Annotated in this window: 20 protein-coding genes; 10 read left to right on the forward strand and 10 right to left on the reverse strand. The window is 67.7% G+C overall.

Annotated elements, in window-relative coordinates; translation table 11 throughout:
- Nucleotides 1-17: 17 nt before the first annotated feature.
- The 3 genes from ACFQ7F_RS16965 to ACFQ7F_RS16975 form a co-directional block, all read right to left on the reverse strand.
- Nucleotides 18-785 carry an SDR family NAD(P)-dependent oxidoreductase gene (locus ACFQ7F_RS16965; protein ID WP_086884022.1) on the reverse strand — a complete coding sequence of 256 codons (768 nt, stop codon included), beginning with the start codon at nt 783-785 and terminating at the stop codon, nt 18-20.
- Nucleotides 786-947: 162 nt separating this feature from the next.
- Entirely contained in the window at nt 948-1706 is a 759-nt protein-coding gene (locus tag ACFQ7F_RS16970; protein ID WP_383271065.1) for an SDR family NAD(P)-dependent oxidoreductase, read from the reverse strand.
- A 145-nt stretch (nt 1707-1851) separates the two neighbouring features.
- Nucleotides 1852-2115: an Atu4866 domain-containing protein gene (locus tag ACFQ7F_RS16975; protein WP_076972001.1), complete on the reverse strand. Its 264-nt coding sequence runs from the start codon at nt 2113-2115 to the stop codon at nt 1852-1854.
- Between the two features lie 139 nt (nt 2116-2254).
- Between ACFQ7F_RS16975 and ACFQ7F_RS16980 the strand changes: the two genes are divergently transcribed.
- Nucleotides 2255-3136: a helix-turn-helix transcriptional regulator gene (locus tag ACFQ7F_RS16980; RefSeq protein ID WP_383271068.1), complete on the forward strand. Its 882-nt coding sequence runs from the start codon at nt 2255-2257 to the stop codon at nt 3134-3136.
- 263 nt (nt 3137-3399) lie between these two features.
- Nucleotides 3400-4137: a recombinase family protein gene (locus tag ACFQ7F_RS16985; protein ID WP_383271070.1), complete on the forward strand. Its 738-nt coding sequence runs from the start codon at nt 3400-3402 to the stop codon at nt 4135-4137.
- A 144-nt stretch (nt 4138-4281) separates the two neighbouring features.
- Here the strand turns inward: ACFQ7F_RS16985 and ACFQ7F_RS16990 are convergent, their stop codons facing one another.
- Both ACFQ7F_RS16990 and ACFQ7F_RS16995 read right to left on the reverse strand, forming a co-directional pair.
- A complete protein-coding gene (locus tag ACFQ7F_RS16990; protein ID WP_383271072.1) occupies nt 4282-5067 on the reverse strand; it encodes an SAM-dependent methyltransferase in 786 nt (261 codons plus the stop codon).
- 627 nt (nt 5068-5694) lie between these two features.
- Nucleotides 5695-6252, reverse strand: a complete 558-nt coding sequence (locus ACFQ7F_RS16995; protein WP_383271074.1) for a LysR family substrate-binding domain-containing protein — start codon at nt 6250-6252, stop codon at nt 5695-5697.
- A gap of 221 nt (nt 6253-6473) precedes the next feature.
- Here ACFQ7F_RS16995 and ACFQ7F_RS17000 point away from each other — a divergent pair, with 221 nt between their 5' ends.
- Entirely contained in the window at nt 6474-7982 is a 1509-nt protein-coding gene (locus ACFQ7F_RS17000) for a multicopper oxidase family protein (RefSeq protein ID WP_383271075.1), read from the forward strand.
- Nucleotides 7983-8344: 362 nt separating this feature from the next.
- On the opposite strand, the gene fumC is transcribed toward ACFQ7F_RS17000, so the two are convergent.
- Both fumC and ACFQ7F_RS17010 read right to left on the reverse strand, forming a co-directional pair.
- Entirely contained in the window at nt 8345-9775 is a 1431-nt protein-coding gene (gene fumC / locus ACFQ7F_RS17005) for a class II fumarate hydratase (protein ID WP_383271119.1), read from the reverse strand.
- Nucleotides 9776-9807: 32 nt separating this feature from the next.
- Complete coding sequence (locus ACFQ7F_RS17010) at nt 9808-11463, reverse strand: NAD-dependent malic enzyme (protein WP_383271077.1); 1656 nt, start codon at nt 11461-11463, stop codon at nt 9808-9810.
- Between the two features lie 751 nt (nt 11464-12214).
- On the opposite strand from ACFQ7F_RS17010, the gene ACFQ7F_RS17015 reads away from it, so the two are divergent.
- Together ACFQ7F_RS17015 and ACFQ7F_RS17020 are read left to right on the forward strand one after the other, a co-directional pair.
- Nucleotides 12215-12451, forward strand: a complete 237-nt coding sequence (locus ACFQ7F_RS17015; RefSeq protein WP_383271079.1) for a hypothetical protein — start codon at nt 12215-12217, stop codon at nt 12449-12451.
- A 37-nt stretch (nt 12452-12488) separates the two neighbouring features.
- Nucleotides 12489-12665, forward strand: coding sequence for a hypothetical protein (locus ACFQ7F_RS17020; protein WP_383271081.1), 177 nt, complete (start codon nt 12489-12491; stop codon nt 12663-12665).
- Between the two features lie 521 nt (nt 12666-13186).
- Here ACFQ7F_RS17020 and ACFQ7F_RS17025 read toward each other — a convergent pair.
- Nucleotides 13187-13570, reverse strand: a complete 384-nt coding sequence (locus ACFQ7F_RS17025) for an AQJ64_40280 family protein (RefSeq protein ID WP_383271083.1) — start codon at nt 13568-13570, stop codon at nt 13187-13189.
- Nucleotides 13571-13818: 248 nt separating this feature from the next.
- On the opposite strand from ACFQ7F_RS17025, the gene ACFQ7F_RS17030 reads away from it, so the two are divergent.
- Genes ACFQ7F_RS17030 through ACFQ7F_RS17040 form a run of 3 tightly spaced genes read left to right on the forward strand, consistent with a single transcriptional unit; the run spans nt 13819 to nt 14828 of the window.
- Nucleotides 13819-14178 carry a hypothetical protein gene (locus ACFQ7F_RS17030; protein ID WP_383271085.1) on the forward strand — a complete coding sequence of 120 codons (360 nt, stop codon included), beginning with the start codon at nt 13819-13821 and terminating at the stop codon, nt 14176-14178.
- Nucleotides 14179-14222: 44 nt separating this feature from the next.
- Complete coding sequence (locus tag ACFQ7F_RS17035) at nt 14223-14420, forward strand: hypothetical protein (RefSeq protein WP_383271087.1); 198 nt, start codon at nt 14223-14225, stop codon at nt 14418-14420.
- A 12-nt stretch (nt 14421-14432) separates the two neighbouring features.
- Complete coding sequence (locus ACFQ7F_RS17040) at nt 14433-14828, forward strand: integrase core domain-containing protein (protein ID WP_383271088.1); 396 nt, start codon at nt 14433-14435, stop codon at nt 14826-14828.
- 111 nt (nt 14829-14939) lie between these two features.
- On the opposite strand, the gene ACFQ7F_RS17045 is transcribed toward ACFQ7F_RS17040, so the two are convergent.
- Entirely contained in the window at nt 14940-15698 is a 759-nt protein-coding gene (locus ACFQ7F_RS17045; protein WP_383271090.1) for an SDR family NAD(P)-dependent oxidoreductase, read from the reverse strand.
- Between the two features lie 148 nt (nt 15699-15846).
- Here ACFQ7F_RS17045 and ACFQ7F_RS17050 point away from each other — a divergent pair, with 148 nt between their 5' ends.
- Together ACFQ7F_RS17050 and ACFQ7F_RS17055 are read left to right on the forward strand one after the other, a co-directional pair.
- Nucleotides 15847-16509, forward strand: a complete 663-nt coding sequence (locus tag ACFQ7F_RS17050; RefSeq protein ID WP_383271092.1) for a TetR/AcrR family transcriptional regulator — start codon at nt 15847-15849, stop codon at nt 16507-16509.
- A 182-nt stretch (nt 16510-16691) separates the two neighbouring features.
- Entirely contained in the window at nt 16692-17036 is a 345-nt protein-coding gene (locus tag ACFQ7F_RS17055; RefSeq protein WP_383271094.1) for a hypothetical protein, read from the forward strand.
- A gap of 185 nt (nt 17037-17221) precedes the next feature.
- Here ACFQ7F_RS17055 and ACFQ7F_RS17060 read toward each other — a convergent pair whose 3' ends face one another.
- Complete coding sequence (locus ACFQ7F_RS17060) at nt 17222-18652, reverse strand: endo-1,4-beta-xylanase (protein WP_383271096.1); 1431 nt, start codon at nt 18650-18652, stop codon at nt 17222-17224.
- Nucleotides 18653-18788 lie beyond the last annotated feature (136 nt).

Consider the following 18788-nt stretch of genomic DNA (forward strand, 5'->3'; position numbering starts at 1 on the left):
TGATCGGCCCCGTCACGTCAGACGGCGGTGAAGCCGCCGTCTGCGGGTACCACGGCTCCGGTGATGAAGCTGGAGCGTGGTGAGGCGAGGAAGCAGAGAACCTCGGCGATCTCTTCGGGCTGTGCGACTCGGCCCAGGGGCTGGGCGTCGGCGAACGATGCGAGGTAGGCGCGGCTGTCGGGGCGGATCGTGTCGAGGAAGTCGGTCTCGATGACGCCTGCGGCGACAAGGTTGGCGCGGATGCCCCATGGTCCGCCTTCGACGGCGAGCACCTTGGTCAGTTGGGCCAGGGCGCCTTTGGACGCGCTGTAGGCGGCGCCTTCGGGCAGGGCGACCGTGCCGGCGTAGGACCCGGTGCTGACGATGCTCCCGCCGCCCCGGCTCCGCATGGCCCGGAAGGCTTCTCGGGCGCAGAGGAAGGATCCGCGGGCGTTGACGGCCATCACGGTGTCCCAGTCCTCGGCGGTGGTCTCGGTGACGGGTTTGTTCAGGGTGCGTCCGGCGTTGTTCACCAGGATGTCCAGTCCTCCGAAGGCGTCCAGCGCCGAGCGGACCGCGTGGACGGCGGTCTCCTCCCGCGTGATGTCGCCCCGCATCGCGAGTACGCCGGGGAATTCGTCCTGCAGGGTCGTGACGTCGGGACGCAGGTCGACGGCGACGACGCGGGCGCCGCGGGCATGGAGCAGTGCCACGGTCTCCTTGCCCACGCCGCGCGCGGCCCCGGTGACCAGGGCGGTCTTCCCGGCGAACTCGGATGCTTCAGCAGACGCGGCGGTGGGCGTCATGATGAGGTCCTCTCGTAAAGATCGGGGTCGCGCGCCGTTTCCCGTGCCGGCTGTCTGGGCTGCTGTACGGTCACGCACTCGCGAGGCAGACGGCACAGGAGATGAGCGCGCTTGCCGGGCGTGCGCACGGGTGGCGTCGTGGACGCCCGGCGGGCGGGTTGTTCAGTGTGCGGTGAGGCCGCCGTCGACGACGAGTTCCGAGCCGGTGACGAAGGAGGAGTCGTCGCTGGCGAGGAAGAGCATCGCGGGGGCGACCTCATCGGCGCGGCCGGCTCGGCGCATGGGGGTGCGCTGGATGTCCGGTTGCTGGTCGCCCTGCTCCTCCAGGAGGTCCTGGATCATCGGTGTGGCGACCACTCCGGGATGTATCGAGTTGACCCGTACGCCCTGCCGTGCGTACTCGACCGCGGCCGTCTTGCTCAGCAGGCGCACCGCGCCCTTCGACGCCTGGTAGGCCGCGGCCGCGCCGCTGCCCACCAGGCCGAGCACGGACGAGGTGTTGATCACCGACGCGTTGCCGCTCGCTCGCAGCAGCGGCATCGCCGCCCTCATACCGAGCCAGGTGCCTTTCTGGTTCACGTCGATCACGCGGTCCCACACCTCCTCCCGCGTGTCCTCGATACCCGGCCAGTCCAGGATTCCGGCGAGGTTCACCAGCACGTCCAGTACGCCGAAACGATCGCGTACGAGGGCCGTCACCTCCTCCCATTCCCGGGCGGAGGAGACATCGAGGAGGGCGGTCGCCACCTCCGCGCCACCCGCCTCGATGCGCCGCGCCAGCTTCTGGAGGGGTTCCCGGGCTACATCGGTGATCACCAGCCGGGCGCCCTCCCGGGCGAAGAGTTCGGCGGTCGCCGCACCGATCCCCCCGGTCGCGCCCGTGATCAGGGCCACCTTGCCCTCAAGACGTCGTCCGGTCATGAATACGGTCCTTCCCTTGCGTTTGATACGTCTGTCAGCGACTGCTGCCTGCCTCGGCAGTCGGTCCGCTCCCACGAGGAGTCGGTCTCCTCGACCGGAGCAGCTGCTGCCCGAACCCCGTTGTCCCGCTACGCTCGCCGCCCCGCTACGACGGGCTCGACTCTCGGTACAGCACGAGGTGTTCGTGGTAGAGCACTCCGTCGCGGATGTCCCCTGTGGCGGTGAACCCGGTGTCGTCGACGTAGTCCAGGTGACTACCGGTGACCGTGTAACGGCCGGTGTACGCACTGGCCCGCTCGCCGCGAGCCTCGTCGTAACGGCCGTCCGGCAGCAGCTCCTGCCGGATGTGCCCGTCCTCGGTCACCCACATACCGACCACGTCCACGTGGCCGTCCTCGATCGCGGCCATGGCGGCCCCCTCTCCTCGAACGGTGCGGTCCCTCCCGCTCCACCGAGTCTGCGCAGGTCAGCGGCGACCAACCAGGACGCATGCTCCCTGGGTGCACCACACCCAGGCAGCCCACCGGCGCGCCGCCTAGCCTGATGACATGGACGACAACCATCTGGGGGACTTCCTGCGCGCACGCCGCGCCGCCCTGCGCCCGCACGACGTCGGCATGCCGAGCTACGGGACCCGCAGAGTCGCCGGACTGCGCCGCGAGGAGGTCGCCGTCCTGGCCGGAGTGAACGCCGACTACTACACCCGCCTAGAACAAGGCCGCGAACGCAACCCCTCACCCCAGGTGATCGACGCTCTCAGTCATGCGCTGCACCTCGACGAGGACGCCAGGGCGCACCTGTACCGGCTGGCCGGGGCCACGCCCGGCGACCGACTCTCGCCTCACTCCACTGGGCGCGTCAGCCCCGCCCTGCGACAGCTGATGGACGGCTACCCCAACACCCCGGCGTTCGTCATGAACCGAACCCTCGACCTCCTCGCAGTCAACGCGCTGGCCCAGGCCCTCTACTCGGCGTTCACCCCGGCGGACAACCTCGCCCGCATGGCCTTCCTCGACCCCGCCGGCCCTACCTTCTACACGGACTGGAACCGGGCGGCACAAGCCACCGTCGCCAACCTCCGCGAGGCGACCGGCTTCGAACCGGACAACCCGCGGCTGCGCGAACTCGTCGGCACCCTCACCGAGCACAGCGCGGACTTCGCGCGCCTGTGGCAGTCCCACACCGTGCGAGGCAAGACGCAGGACGCCAAACACTTCCTCCACCCGGATGTCGGCCCGCTCACGCTCACCTACCAGGCGTTCGACGTACGCGAGGCACCCGGCCAGCAGCTCGTCATCTACCACGCCGAACCGGGCAGCCCCAGCGCCCACTCCCTCCACCTGCTCGGCTCCCTCCACGCCACCCGGCGCCAAGACCGCTCCCGGCACACAGCTGATCAGCCAACACAACCCGGAGACCCGCACCGATAGTGCGACTTCGCCTCAGCGCGTTTCATAGGTGGTCGCTCGTGAAACACCCGACACCGCCCGGCGGCCCACCTGCGGCAATCATGTTTCATGAGTTGTTGCAAACGACTTGCCTCCTGAAACGCTCCGAGGTGTGAGCGACGACTTCAAGCGCGTGGAATCGCGCGACTGCCCATGTCCTCCTGCGCGGCCCCCGCGGGCTCCCCTTGCCGGACCGGCAAGGGCAAGGTGGCCATCCAGTACGCCACACCGCCCGCTTCCGCCTCGTGCCCCACCTCGCCAAGGCGCTCAACGTGCCGACCCCCGCCGTACGCAAGCCGGGGTCGGTGTGGACGGAGCTGCCCCGACCGGTGAGCGCCGGCGCCGCACCGGTCGGACACGTCCGCCTCGGGTACGCCCGCGCCTCGACCGCCCGGCAGTTCCTGGACGCGCAGCTCGACTCCCTCGCCGCGGCCGGGGTGACCCGCATCTTCTCGGAGAAGATCTCCACCCGCGCCACGAAGCGCCCCGAACTGGAGACCGTCGTGAAGCTCGCCAGGGAGATCCGCTCCTCCGGCGCCGCCGTGACCCTCGTCGTCCACGAGCACAAGCGGCTCGGCCGCGGCATCGAACTCGCCATGCTCGCCGAGGAACTGAAGGCCAGTGACGTCGGACTGGAGTTCCTCACCGGGGAACTGAAGGGCTCGCACGACCCCTCCGGCATCGTCTTCACCGTGCTGGCGGCCATGTCGGGCATGGAGCGCGAGTACATCCGCGACCGCACCCTCGAAGGCCATGAGTCCGCCCGAAAGCGCGGCAAGACCATCGGCGGCGCGGGCGTCACCGACCCGGACATGCTGTCCATGGCCCTCCACCTGCGCGACCAGGAGATGAGCCTGCGCGACATCGCCAAGCGGCTCGTCATCACCACCGGCCCGAAGAAGGGCCAGCACCCCTCACCCGCTACCGTCATGCGAATGCTCCGCGAGCACGACGAGAAGGCCGCCACGACGGCGAGCGTATGATCACCCGCTACATTGCGGCTGGTGTCTGAGCTAGGACACCGGGGCCGTACCCCGTCGCGTCCGCCGGATCGTTGCCCAAGGCTCATCAGCCGTGGAGCGATGATCCGCCGGACCGTCCCTGTCCTGCGCACCACGGCGGGACGGTCAGGGCACCCGTGCCACCACCGCGTACATCCCGCTCGGCTCGGGCCGCGGCGCGGGTTGCTCGCGGAACCACTCGGGGGCCGTCACCAGGCCGGGCTCGACGGGCTCCAGACCCTCGATAAAGCGGACCGTCTCCTCACGGGAGCGGAGCGCGAGCGTCATACCGCTCCTCGCGTACTGCTCGGTCGCCTGCTCCGCCACCTCAGGGAAGATGTCGTTGGAGGCGTGCGAGAGCATTAGATGACTGCCGGACGGCAGGGCCGAGACCAGCGTGGCGACGATGCCGTACGGGTCCTGCTCGTCCGCGACGAAGTGCATCAGAGCGATCAGCGAAAGGCCGATCGGACGGCCGAAGTCCAGGACGGTACGGGCGTGTTCGAGTATCGCCTCCGGCTCGCGGACATCGGCCTGGATGTAATCGGTTGCCCCTTCGGGGCTGCTGACCAGCAGGGCCTCCGCGTGGCGCAGCACGATGGGGTCGTTGTCGGTGTAGACGACCTTCGCGGACGGCGCAATGCGCTGCACGATCTGGTGCAGATTGGGCGCGGTGGGGATACCGGCGCCGATGTCGAGGAACTGGTCGACGCCCAGCCCCGCGAGATGGGCGGCGGCCCGGTTCATGAACGCGCGGTTCTGCAGGGCGCCGATGCGCACCTCGGGCGGCAGCTTCTCGCCCACTGCCTCGTCGACGGGGTAGTTGTCCTTGCCGCCGAGCAGCCAGTCGTAAACCCGTGCAGGGTGCGCCTGACCGGTGTCGATACGGGGGTGGGGGGAGGGTGCCGTCATGGGCGGACTCCATCGTCGCGGGGAGGCGGGCGGGGTGGCTGGCGTTGAGTAGTGTGTCATGCCAACTAGCCCTGCCATGTGCGGTGTTGGTGCTTGCAGTGTCCGCCCATCCTGCTGTACGACCACAGCCACGCCGAGAAGATCCTCCGCGACTGCGCGAAGCACTTCAACGCCCATCGGCCGCACCAAGGCCGCAACCAACTCGCACCCCATGACGATCCCGACGTCATTACCCTACCGACGCCCCGGACCCAACGCCGCCAAACAGTCGCCAGCCTCATCGACGAGTGCCACCGGGCAAGCCGATCACTCGACAACACCCCAGCCCAAGGGGTGTGAAGCAGTCTTGAAGCATCTTGAAGCACTACGAGCGTCATGCTGGCGCCACACACCTGCACGCATGGCTGGAACAGCTCGCCAAGTGCTCGCGGAATTGATCGACTATGACTTTGACGGCTTCAACGGGATCATGATTTCCATCATCCTGGAAACGGCCCGCGCGACGATGTCGATTCCCACTGTGCGCCAACATCGCCTTCACCCACGAGCTCAACGCCTTCGCCATTGCTGTGGCCGCGTGCCCCCTGGTGGCGCTGCTGTTGTCAGTCGGTTTGTCAGTCGGACTGCTCAACCGCGCTTTGCGACGGCCTCGCCTCCAAGCTGCCACATTTCATAGTTCCCGCATTCTGCCGTGATCTCGGCTGTCGCCTGAGCCGCGGCGAGGAAGCCATCGACCTCTGGCGAGGTGCGCGATGCCGCCACCGCGAGGCACACCTGGTCGGGCGCCAGATCCGGGATGGGCACATAGACGACTTCCGGATGTGAGTAGAACACGGTCGCCGAACGGGCCAGGAACGAGATGCCCCGGCCGGCCGCGACATGCTCGAGTGTCTCGTCCACCCCGCGCACCAGGTACCCGGCGTTGGGGTGCGGGCGCCTGGTGGGCTGCGTGCTCGGGTCGGCATGCCAGACGAGCGGTTCGCCGGCCAGGTCGGCCTCGGTGACCTCTTCCTTGCCGGCCAACCGGTGACCGGCGGGCAGCACCGCCACCCGCGGCTCGGTGTACAGCGGAGTGACGCGCAGGCCGATCTCGTCGATGGGCAGCCGCACATAGCCGACGTCGATGCGGCCGTCGAGCAGCATCGGGGCCTGATCGTCCCCTTCGATCCGCTGTACGTCCGGCATGTGTCATGTCCAGCCGTTCTCGCGGACCGGACGCCCGTGAGCACGGCCGCTCCCAAGTCGGTGACCCGGCGGTGCGCGACGCCCGATCGAACCTCGTAAGCCCGTCGCAACCAGTAGGGGTCGGCAGGGTCCCATCCCTGAGGACCTCCGGGTTCTGTATGGGGGCCAGACGGGGGGCGTTCCCCGATGTCTGGGGCCCGGGACATCGCGAGGCTTGGGGCATGTCCCCACTCAAGCGCGTCCTCGTCGTTCTCTGCTCGTTCGTCACCGTCGCGGCGCTGGCGATCGGCGGAGGCATCCTGTGGCTGTGGAACGACGCCGAGATCAGCACGGTAGGCAAGGAGTCGTTCGACAACGAACTGTCGATACCTCCGCTCGCGAAGTCCCGCGTGGACCGGGACGGCACCCGCGTCTTCGACCTGCGGATGCAGGCGGGCGAGAAGGAGTTCACGAACGGCCGCAAGACACCCACGTGGGGCTTCAACGGCGACTATCTGGGGCCGACACTGCGCGCGGAACGCGGCGAGAAGGTCCGCGTGCAGATAAAGAACGGCCTGGATGAGGCATCGACGGTGCACTGGCACGGCATGCACCTGCCCGCGAAGATGGACGGCGGCCCGCACCAGATGGTCAGACCGGGCGGCCGGTGGAATCCGCACTGGAGAGTGGACCAGCCCGCATCGACGCTCTGGTACCACCCGCATCCGCACGGCGCGACGGAGAAGCACGTACAGCGCGGCCTCGCGGGGATGTTCCTCCTTGACGACCAGCAGTCCGCGCGGCTCCCGCTGCCCAAGAAGTACGGGGTCGACGATCTGCCGGTGATCGTGCAGGACGTGAAGTTCGACGGCGCCAAGTTCGACCACGGTCACGAGATGATGCGCCACGCCGGTTTCCTGGGCGACCGGACCATGGTCAACGGCACGCTCCGTCCGTACCAAAAAGTCGGCGACGAGCTCGTTCGGCTGCGGCTGCTCAACGCCTCGACGGCCCGCACCTACGACTTCGGCTTCCCCGACGACCGCTCCTTCTCGCTGGTCGGCACGGACGGCGGCCTCCTGGAGCAGCCGGCCCGCATGAAACGGATACAGCTGTCGCCCGGCGAGCGGGCGGAGGTCGTGGTGCGCATGGAGCCGGGCGAGAAGACGGTCCTGCGCAGTTTCCCGCAGGACAACTACGGGAGTGCGTGGGAGCAGCGATTCAGCGGGGGCGACGACTCCTTCGACGTGCTGGAGCTGCGGGCCGCCAAGCAGCTGCGCGCTTCGGACGGCCTGCCCCAGCGGCTGGGCAAGCTGGAGGTACCGGACGGCAAGAACCCGGTACGCGGGCGGTTCTTCGACCTGAAGCAATCCGGGATCAACGGGCGCGCGATGAAGATGAACCGGGTGGACGAGACCGTCACGCGGGGCACCACCGAGACGTGGACCGTGCGCAACAACAACGGCATGCCGCACAACTTCCATGTGCACGACGTCCAGTTCCGGGTGCTGGAGGTCAACGGCGACGCTCCGCCGCCCGAGCTGCGCGGAGCCAAGGACACCGTGTTCCTGCCCAGCGGTACGACGATGAAGCTGGCGATGCGCTTCGACGGACCGGCCGACCCGGACACCCCGTACATGTACCACTGCCATCTGCTGGCCCACGAAGACGGCGGAATGATGGGGCAGTTCGCCGTCGTGGAAAGGGGCCACCGGGCCGGAACACCATCCGGGGAACACGCCGGCCACTAGGCGCCCCGGGGCGGGCCGGAGTCCGTCCGGACTCCCACGCATGCGAAGTGACCTGGACCCCATGCCGCCAACAGGAGTCGTGCAGGCGGTGTCTTGAGCTCGAACCGCTCGAATCGCTCGAATCGCTCGAAACAAGGGAGACATCATCATGGTCGAGAACACACCGAGACGGCGTGGCAACGGCATCAGGAAGCGGCGACGGGCTCCAGCCGGTAGGCGTCCGACGCCGCGCAGCAGATCCGGTCCCGCCGGCTGGCCTCCTGCATGAGCGTCCGGCTGGTTGGCCGGCTTCAGCCCCCGAGGGATCGCCGGGTCCGGCAGAATAACGTAGGCAAGCCCGTCTCATTCCCCGGAACCGGGGGTCAGGCACCGGCCACGCTGTGGCCGACCATCGCGAGCGGATCAACAGCGGAGTCGAAAGTCTCCTCGTCGACGTGACCGCTTGCCAGGGCGGCCTCTTTGAGCGTCTGGCCGTTGGCGAGAGCGGATTCGGCGATCTGTGCGGCATTCTGGTAGCCGATGATGGGGCTCAGTGCCGTGACCAGCATCAGGCTCTCGCTCACGTAGTGCGCAATCTTGTCGGTGTTGAGCTCGGTGCCGCTGACGGAAAACGTCCGGAATTTCTCCATCCCGTCGGCGAGGATCCGCGCGGAATGCAGGAAGTTGTTGATGATCACCGGGCGCATCGCGTTGAGCTCGAAGTTTCCCTGACTGCCGGCGAACGACACCGCGGAGTCGTTGCCGAGCACCTGGATCGCAATCATGACGATCGCCTCGCACTGGGTCGGGTTGACCTTGCCGGGCATGATCGAGGAACCGGGCTCGTTCTGCGGCAGCACCAGCTCGGCGAACCCGGTGCGCGGACCCGAGGCCAGCCATCGCATGTCGTTGGCGATCTTCATCAGGGCGACGGCCAGCCCCCGCAGTGCCGCATGCGCCCGCACCATCGCGTCGAGGGATCCCAGTGCCATGAACTTGTTCTCGGCTGTGACGAACGACTTGCCGGTCAACTCGGCGATCCGCGCCGCGACGTCATGGCTGAAGCCCTCCGGGGCGTTCAGTCCCGTGCCGACGGCGGTGCCTCCCAGAGCCAGTGCGAGGAGCCCCGCGCGGCTGTGCTCGATCTCCTCGGCGCAGGCTCGCAGCTGTGCGGCATAGCCGGACCACTCCTGTCCCACCGTCAGCGGTACCGCGTCCTCAAGGTGGGTGCGGCCGATCTTGACGACGTCGGTCCACTCTTCGGCCTTGGCCTCGATGGAAACGGCGAGTGCCCGGAGCTGTGGAAGGAGATGATCGTCGATCTCCTGCACCGAGGCGATGTGCATCGCGGTCGGGAAGCTGTCGTTACTGGACTGCCCCATGTTGACGTCGTCGTTCGGGGCAACCGGCTTCTGGGTGCCGAGCGTGCCGCCGAGCAATTGCGAGGCGCGGTTGGAGACGACCTCGTTGACGTTCATGTTGCTCTGGGTGCCCGATCCCGTCTGCCACACAAAGAGGGGAAAGTGCTCGTCGAGTTCCCCCGCGATGACCTCTTCCGCGGCCCGCACGATTGCCTGCTTCTTCCACTCGGGCAGCCGTCCGCCGGCAGCGTTGACGAGAGCCGCCGCCTTCTTCACGTAACCGTAGGCGTGGTAAACCTGCTTGGGCATCCGGTCGTCGCCGATGGAGAAGTGCACGAGCGACCGTTGCGTCTGAGCACCCCAATAACGGTCTGCCGGCACCTCGACGGTACCCATGCTGTCGAATTCTTTCCGCTTTCCGCTAGCCGGGATTCCGATCGGTATGTCTCCCATCTCGGGCTCGGATGCCGGTCGCTCGTCCCGGCTCATCGCTGGTCCTCCACATCGCCCGTGGGATAGACCGGCTGCCACATCGCGTCCTGGACGGCCTGGATGAGGTTGTCGTGCGACTTCGTCGCGACCCCGTCTGCGGCGGCGGCCCGGGCCACGGCGACCGCGACCGTGGCCGACGACGCCCGCAGGTTCTCGACGGGCGGCAGCAGGGAGGCGCCCGGCCGCGTCACGTCGACCTGGTCGGCCACCGCCTGGGCGGCAGCGAGCAGCATGTTGTCGGTCACGTGACGGGCGCCGGAGACGATCGCGCCCAGGCCGAGCCCCGGATAGAGGAGCGCGTTGTTCGCCTGCCCGATCGTGTAGCTGACGCCGTCGTACTCCACCGGCGATACGGGGACGCCGACGGCGATCAGCGCCCTCCCCTCGGACCAGGGCACCGCATCCGACGGCTCAACCTCGATACGGCTTGTGGGGTTGGACAGCGGCAGCAGGATGGGACGTTCCACTCCTCGCGCCAGGGCTCTGACGACGCCCTCGGTGAACGCGTTGTGGATGGTCGAGGTCCCGATGAGAATGGTGGGCTTGACCTGCTTGACGGTGGTGAGGAGGTCAACCTCGCCGTCGCTCCAGGAGCTGACGTCTGCCTTCGGGCGCGCGTAGGACCGCTGGTAGTCCGGCAGGTCCTGCATGTCGTCGGTCACGAGGCCGTGGACGTCGACGAGCCAGATGTTGCTCTTCGCCTCCTCGGGCGTCGCACCGTCACGCTCCATCGCCGCGTGGATCTGGTCGGCCATCCCGGTACCAGCGGTACCGGCGCCGAAGACCACGAGCCGCTGCTCGGCCCAGCGCCCCTTCGTCACCTTCAACGCTGAGAACACCGAGGCCATGACAATGGCCCCGGTCCCCTGCATGTCGTCGTTGAAGATCCGGTAGGTCTCGGCGTTCGCGAGCAGGATCCGCCGCGCGTTCGACGGCCCGAAGTCCTCGAAGTGCAGCAGAGCGTTCGGAAAGAGCTCCGAGGCCGTCCCGAGATAGAGATCGATGAAGTCGTCGTAGCGCTTGCCGGTAACCCGCGCATGGCGGTTCCCGAGGTAGCGCGGGCTGTTGAGCAGCTGCTCGTTGTCCGTGCCGACGTCCAGGTTGACGGCGATGACCCGGTCGGGATCGATGCCGGCCGCGGCCGTGTAGACGGCGAGCTTCCCTATGGAGATGTCGGTGCCGTTCACTCCCCAGTCGCCGATACCCAGAATCGCCTGCGCGTCGGACACCACGACCAGGTCGACGTCATCGCCGCCCAACCCGAGCGACTCGAAGGAGGCACGGACGTCCCCTGGCCTGTCGATCGACAGAAACACCGCCCGCGAGTCACGGAAGTCGCTCGACCACTGCTGGATGGCATCGCCCACGGTGGGGTCGTACACCACCGGCAGCAGCTCGGCGAGGTGGTCGCCCAGCAGCTTGTAGTACAGGACCTGGTCCTGATTGTGGATCCGGTCGAGGTAGATGTACTTGTGCAAGTCCGAGGACTGATCCTGGAGCTGCGCGTACGTGCGGGCAACCTGCTCGTCCAGGGTCTCCACAGCGGCAGGCAGCCGGCCGGTGATCCCGAGCTTCGCCCGCTCCTCCAGCGAGAACGCTGTGCCGCGGTTGCGATAGCGATCTTGCAGAATCGTCGGTCGGACAGGCATTGGGTGTCCCTTCTCGGAGTCTGGAGGGGCAGGGGCGACCTGGCCCGCGCTGCTGCCCGGGCACGGCTCCGCACGCGCTCGCGCGCGGGGCGGCGGCTACACCAGGCCCGGTCGGCCCCAGCACACCGTGGCCCAGGCGAGCATGGCGTGGTGGGCGCCATGCTCCTGCAGCCGAGCATCGTCCGGTTCCTCCAGCGGGCAAGCCGCTCAGCCCGGGCGTCCGGGCCGGAAGGGCCGCCCGCCCGGAATGACACGTGATCCAGATCTGTCCAGGCTCGCGGAAGCCCGCGCATAGGCTGCTGTATCGGGGTGCAGCCCGATACAGCAGCCCAAATCCCGAACCGCGAGCAGGATGCCGTGGCCCGTGCTCCGGCGGTAGCGGTGATGCACACGGTTCCTATCCCAGAGTCAATCGGGGAGCTTCATTCCGCATCTGTGCCGCGTCCAGTCGAGTGGTCCGCGACGACGCGTCGGCTCGGTCGCAGCCCAAGCGCACCGACCAGCCGATTAGCGGCCGGGTGAGCTTGCTGGCCGAGCACGACAACCAGAAGCTCCGGATGGTGTCCCGAGTGTTGGACCCGGGCCAACTACCCGATGCCCTGGTGCACCCGCAGCGAGATTCACGAGGTCTCCAACGGGGCCCAGAAGATCCATGACGACATCCGCCACAGCCACCTCCTCATCCACGCCCACGCCGAGGACAGCCACGTCACCGTCGCGGTCGGCTTTGCGCCTGCCGAGAATGCCATCCATGCAGCTCAGGAACGTCTTCGACGGTGCGGCAGGACGAGCACTCGCCGCACTGCGGCTACTGCCGATGAGCGACCGCGACAAGGACGCGGAGATCCTCGCCCTGCGCCACCAGCTCACCGTCCTTGAGCGACAACTCGGCGCGGACCGGGTGCAGTTCGCTCCGGAAGACCGGGTGTCTCTTGCCGCTCTACTGGTGCCATTACCCCACAAGCTCCTGCGCCGATGCGCCTACTGATCCGGCCCGACTCCGTGCTGGCCGGCATCGCGACTTGATGAAGCGGCGCCATGCCCGCACCTGCCGGCCGAAGAAGCCCGGTCGACCGCCCACAGTCCACTCGATCCGCAGACTGGTCCTGCGCCTGGTCCGGGAGAACCCCTCGTGGGGCTATCGCAAGGTGCACGGCGAACTCGCCACCCTCGGCATCCAGATCGCCGCCTCCACCGTCTGAGAGATCCTCACCGCCAAGGGCATCGACCCGGCGCCCGACCATGCCGCCACCACCTGGGCCAACTTCCTGCGCTCCCAGGCCGATGCCCTCCTGGCCTGCGACTTCATCGAAACCGTCACCCTGACGTGAGGGCGCAAGTACATCCTCGCCGTCATCGAACACGCCACCCGCCGCGCCCGGATCCTCGGCACCACTGCCCACCCCACCGCAGCCTGGGTGACCCAGGCCGCCCGAAACCTGGCCATGGACCTGGCAGACGCCAGAGCCACCGTGGCGTATCTGATCCGGGACCGGGACGCGAAGTACCCCGCCCTCTGCGACGAAATCCCGCGCAACGCCGGCATCCAGTTCGTGCGAACCGGCGTCCGAACACCCCGCATGAACGCCACCATGGAACGCTGGGTCCAGACCTCGTATTCGGCAAGCCACTCTTCGTCCCACTCCGTGCCTGCTCCAGATTCTGCTATCGCGGCCGGGCGGGGCAACACGGCACCCCAGGGATGGCGGGGCGAGTTCCCGGCCTATGGGGAGCGGTGGTCGCCGACTCGTTGAAAGGCTGACCGTGCTTCGTCGCCTGCTGCCTCGTGCACCGACGTGCCGGGGAGGGAGGGCAGTGCGGCCCAGTGAGTGACGTGCTCCTGCCTCGGCCGGCCCGGAGGGTAGCGAACGATACCGTCGGAGTCCACGAAGCAGTTGTAGTACTCGCTGTCGTCCTCGGACTCGGTAAAGGTCATGGGGATGTACACCTCATGGAAAACCATGGGCCTGACCAGCCAGTAATCCTCACCCGCGGCATCTCGGTCATGAAAGTCCTGCGGCCAGATTCCGTACGTGGCCGCCGCTACCGGCTCCCCGGGTTCGGGCAGCCTCTCGCGCGCATCGACCCATTCCACATTCACCTGCACGTCTGACGTCCTCCATGTCCGCTCGTCCACAACTGCCGGTCTGTTGCTGTTCCGTTCCGGCGCACCAGGAACAGACCCGGACACGCAGCCTCTTGGACGCTTTGGTAGCCGCCGGGGTTGCTTCCCCCATCGCCCGGCAGTAGGCGGGACGCCATCCTCAAGTGACCTGCCTGTGGGGTTCCAATACTCGGAACATCCGATGACCTGCACCATCCGACCGACGGAGCCATCCAGCAAGATCACGTTTCATGGCACTGCGGATGCTCTACCTGATCTTCGTCCGGCTGCTCGACGTGCTGGTCCTGCTCGGCCGCTCCGGCCGGGCCAAGGAGATCGAGATCCTCGCACTCCGCCACGAGGTCGCCGTGCTACGCCGCCGTATACCCAAGCCGCGCATGTCGTGGGCCGACCGTGCCCTGCTGTCCGCACTGGCCCGCCAACTTCCGGCACGACTGCGCCACCATCGTCTTGACCCCCGCGACCCTGCTCGCCTGGCACCGCCGCCTGGTGAAACGCACCTGGCGCCATTCGACCGGGAAACCCGGCCGACCGCCGATCGGCGCCGATCTGCAGGCGCTGATCTGCAGGCGCTGATCTGCAGGCGCTGATCCAGCGCCTGGCCAGGGACACCCCCTCCTGGGGTTACACCAGAATGCAGGGCGAGCTACGCCGTCTCGGTCATCGCATCGGTGCCTCCACGATCCGCCGACTGCTGCGTGCCGCCGGACTCCGGCCCGCGCCCCGGCGTGCCGATGAGCAGACTTGGCGCCGGTTCCTGCACAACCAGGCCGAAGGGCTGCTGGCCTGTGACTTCTTCCACTTCGACACCGTCACTCTCCGACCCGTCTAGGTCTTCTTCGTCATGGAGGTCCACACCCGCACCGTGCATGTGCTCGGCGTCACCGCGAACCCCACCGATGCCTGGGTCACCCAACAGGCCAGGAACCTCCTGCCGATCCTCGGCGAGGACGCCGGCCGGTCCAGATGCCTCATCCGTGATCGCGACGCGAAGTTCACCGACGCCTTCGACGCCGTCCTCGCATCCGAGACCATCCAGGTACTGCTCACTCCCGTGCGGGCCCCGCGGGCGAACGCGTACATCGAACGCTGGATCGGCGGATGCCGCCGCGAACTCCTCGACCACACACTGATCATCAACGAACGGCACCCGCGCAACGTACTGGCCACATACGAAACGCACTTCAACACCCACTGCCCCCACCGAACAGCACCCTGTGACCACTTCCCGAACCAGTAACACCAGACGCCAAGGTCATCCGTCATGATCTACTCGGCGGGGTAATTCACGAATACGCGCAGGTCGCGTAGGGCGGCCGAGTTTCGGGCACCCACACCGTCGCCCGGTCGCTCAGAGGAGGGCGCCGCCGGAGACCTCAATGCGCTGGGCGGTGACCCAGCGCAGGCCCTCGGAGGCCAGCGTGGCGATGGCGTCGCCGATCTCCTCAGGTTCGCCGACGCGGCCGAGCGCGGTCTGTCCGGCCAGAACCTGGCGCATCTCGGCGTCGTCCCGCATCGCTCCACCGTTGAAATCGGTGGCGGTCGGTCCCGGGGCGATGGAGTTGACCCGGATTCCGCGCGGGCCGAGTTCTGCGGCGAGGGTGCGGCTCAAGGCTTCGACGGCGGCCTTCGAGGCGGAGTAGACCGAGGTGGCGGGGCTGGTGTGGCGGGTCAGCGACGTCGAGACGTTGATGACGCGGCCTCCTCGGGCCAGCAGCGGCACAAGTGACTGGATGAGGAAGAACGTGCCCCGGACGTTGGTGCCCATCACCGTGTCGAAGTCGTCGATCGTGACGTCCTCCAGCGGTCCGAAGATCCCCACTCCCGCGTTGTTGACCAAGATGTCGAGCCGCGAAGTGCCCCAGCGCTCCAGATGCTCGCTCAGTTCGGAGGTGAAGGACGCGAAAGAGGAGACGTCGCTGATGTCGAGCCGGAGAGCAGCGGCAGTCCCACCCACCGCCTGCACCTGTTCCACCGTCTTCTCGGCCCCGGCCGCATCACCGCGGTGGGTGACCAAGACCCGCACCCCGCGTGTGGCCAGAGCGATGGCCGCGCCACGTCCGAGGCCGCGATTCGCACCGGTCACCAAAGCGATCTTATCGATCGTCATGAACTGTTCCTCCACCGCGCGGCGACCGGAATTCGCCCGGCGCCACAGATAGGAGGCGAGTCACTCGACTCGCCTTGCTCCCGTACCGTAAGCAGGACTAGCGAGGCGAGTCAAGTGACTCGCCTCGGGTCTGCGGCATACTGTCCGCATGGCAGCAGAACTCTCCGCACACCACCGCAGACTCGCTCAGCAGAAACGCGAGGCGATCACCACCGCAGCCACAGAACTGTTTTTGGATCGTGGCTACGACGGCACCTCACTGGCCCGGATCGCCGAAGCGGCCGGGGTCTCGAAGTCCACCCTGTTCAAGCGGTTCCCCACTAAGGCGGCCCTCTTCGAGGCCATCGTCACCGAGTCCTGGCAGCGTGACGCCGGCGACGCTGCCGCGCGGCCACAGACCGGAGATCTGCGCTCCGGACTGACAACCGTCGGCCACCGCTATGCCGACCTGGTCGGCCAGCCGGGCATGACAGCCCTGTTCCGGATCGTCATCGCCGAACTGCCTCGTTTCCCCGAACTGGGACGGATGCAGTTCCAGCTCGGCAAACTGCCCTACTTCACCTCCGTTCAGCACTACTTGGAATCCGAGCACGAGGCGGGCAACGCTGATGTCCCGGACGCGGCGAGCGCCGCGAACCAGTTCCTCGGCATGATCGCCAACTACGTCCTGTGGCCCCGCATGCTGCTGACCGACTGGAACCCCGCAGCCTCCGACATCCACGACGCCGTCGAACAGGCCGTCCAGACCATGCTCGCCAGATACACCCCGACCCGCCGGCCTGACCCGACAGGTACGCCAACGCCCTGGTGATGACCGGCCGCCTCGACGAAGCCAACGCCTTCCTCGCCCCCGCACGAGGACCTGGCCGCCCGCCGCGTCCGGCGCTCCACCATGGCCCGTCTCCGCCTGGCCCGCGGCCGACTCTGCGCCTGCCGAAAAGGTCGTCCACGCAGCTCAGAGCCTTGTTAAACGGTGCGGCAGGATGAGCACTCGTGTTGCTTCGTCTCGCCTACCTGACCGTCACCAACCTGTTCGCCGCACTGCGGCTACTACCAATGAGCGACCGCTGCAAGGATGCGGAGGTCCTCAGCCTGTGCCATCAACTCACCGTCCTGGAACGGCAGCTCGGGACGGAACGGACGCCTGCCGAAGATCACCGCGCGCACGCTCGCGGTCTGCGCCCCCGACGACAGGTTCTCCCGGCCGTCCCTGGCGAAGTTCGCGGCGGCGCTCGGCTGTGTCCGACCAGAGTGCTGTCCGGCGGACACGTGGCGGCGCCGGAGCAGGTGCCGAAGGAGTTCGCCGACACCGTCGTGGAGTGGGCCGGCCGCGGCTGACCCGGCAGGACGCGTGCACCCCCGTGGGAGCGGGCGCCGGATTTCCCCCCGGTGAACATGCTGATCGCGAGGGTCGCCGCCACCATGGCGGCGACCCCGGCGTACGAGCACGTGTTCGTGAGGGGGCGCGGGAAGCCGTGCCGTGGGCCCTTATCGATCCGCGATTTCGGGAGCGGCCGGCCTTATCAGGTGCGGGTCCAGCGCTGGTTGCTGCCGTTTGAGCAGGAGTAGAGCTGGATCAGGGTGCCGTTGGCCGTGTCGGCCCCGACGGCGTCGAGACAGAGGCCGGACTGGACGCCGGCAATGGAGCCGTCGGAGTTGAGGCGCCACTTCTGGTTGTCGGCGCCCCAGCAGCTGTGGATCTGAACCTTGGTGCCGTTGCCGGTGCCGCCCGCGTCCAGGCACTTGTCTCCGTAGACCCTGAGTTCACCGGCGGCGGTGTACGTCCACTGCTGATTGGTGCTGCCTGAACAGTCCCACAGCTGGAGCTGGGTGCCGTCGGTGGTACTTGAGTTGGGGACGTCCAGGCAGCGGCCCGAGCCGACGCCCTTGATCTGTCCGGCGTCCGAAGGAGGCGTGGTGGAGCCGCCGTTGAGTGCGTTGAGGACGGCGGTGTAGGCGGGCTTCTTGCTGCCGTCGCCGTTGAACAGCAGCGGCGTGTCCTGCGATCGCCAGGAGTCGGTGTCGCGCACGCCCCAGACGGTGATGCCGAGGCAGCGCGAAACGGCCAGGCAGTCGTTGGTCACATTGGCGTAGGTCGTGGCCGAGGCGCCCTGAATGTCGAGTTCGGTGACGGCCACGTCGACGCCGAGGGCGGCGAAGTTCTGCAGGGTGGTGCGGAAGTTGCTGTTGTAGGGGCTGCCGCTGTTGAAGTGGGACTGGAAGCCGACGCAGTCGATCGGCACACCGCGCTGCTTGAAGTCCTTGACCATGGCGTACATGGCCTGGGTCTTGGCCCAGGTCCAGTTCTCGACGTTGTAGTCGTTGTAGCAGAGCTTGGCGGCCGGGTCGGCGGCGCGCGCGGCACGGAAGGCGACCTCGATCCAGTCGTTGCCGGTGCGCTGCAGGTTGGAGTCGCGCCGGGCTCCCGAACTGCCGTCGGCAAAGGCCTCGTTCACGACGTCCCACTGGGCGATCTTGCCCTTGTAGTGGCCCATCACGCCGTTGATGTGGTCGATCATCGCCTGGCGCAGGGTGCTGCCGCTGAGGCTCTGCATCCAGCCGGGCTGCTGGGAGTGCCAGGCCAGGGTGTGGCCGCGCACCTGCTTGCCGTTCTGCACCGCCCAGTTGTAGACGCGGTCGCCGGCGGTGAAGTTGAACTGGCCGCGCTGTGGTTCGGTTGCGTCGATCTTCATCTCGTTCTCGGCCGTCACCGAGTTGAACTCACGGCCCGCGATCGTCGTGTACGCCGATTCGCCCAGCTTGCCCGAGGCGATGGCGGTGCCGAAGTAGCGGCCGCTCTGCGCGGCCGCGGCGCCGAGCGTGCTCTCGGCCGCGTGTGCGGTCGGCGGTACCACCAGTGCGGCGACCAGCGCGAGGACAGCGACGGCCAGCGCTAACAGCAGACCGCGGAGCTTTCGGCGGACAGCGGGTCTGGGAAGGGCGGACAAGTCCATGACGGTGCCTCCAAAGTCGAAATGGCGAAAGGACTGAAGCGCGGGGTGTGCGTCGCCCGCTCCCACTCGGCAGGCGGACGAGGCGAGCGGCGGTGCGTGGATCTCCGTTGGGCACAGAGTGTTCAGAGCCGGCACA

Origin of the sequence: Streptomyces sp. NPDC056486 (assembly GCF_042795295.1) — a bacterium.
In the GTDB taxonomy this organism is placed as follows: Bacteria; Actinomycetota; Actinomycetes; order Streptomycetales; family Streptomycetaceae; genus Streptomyces.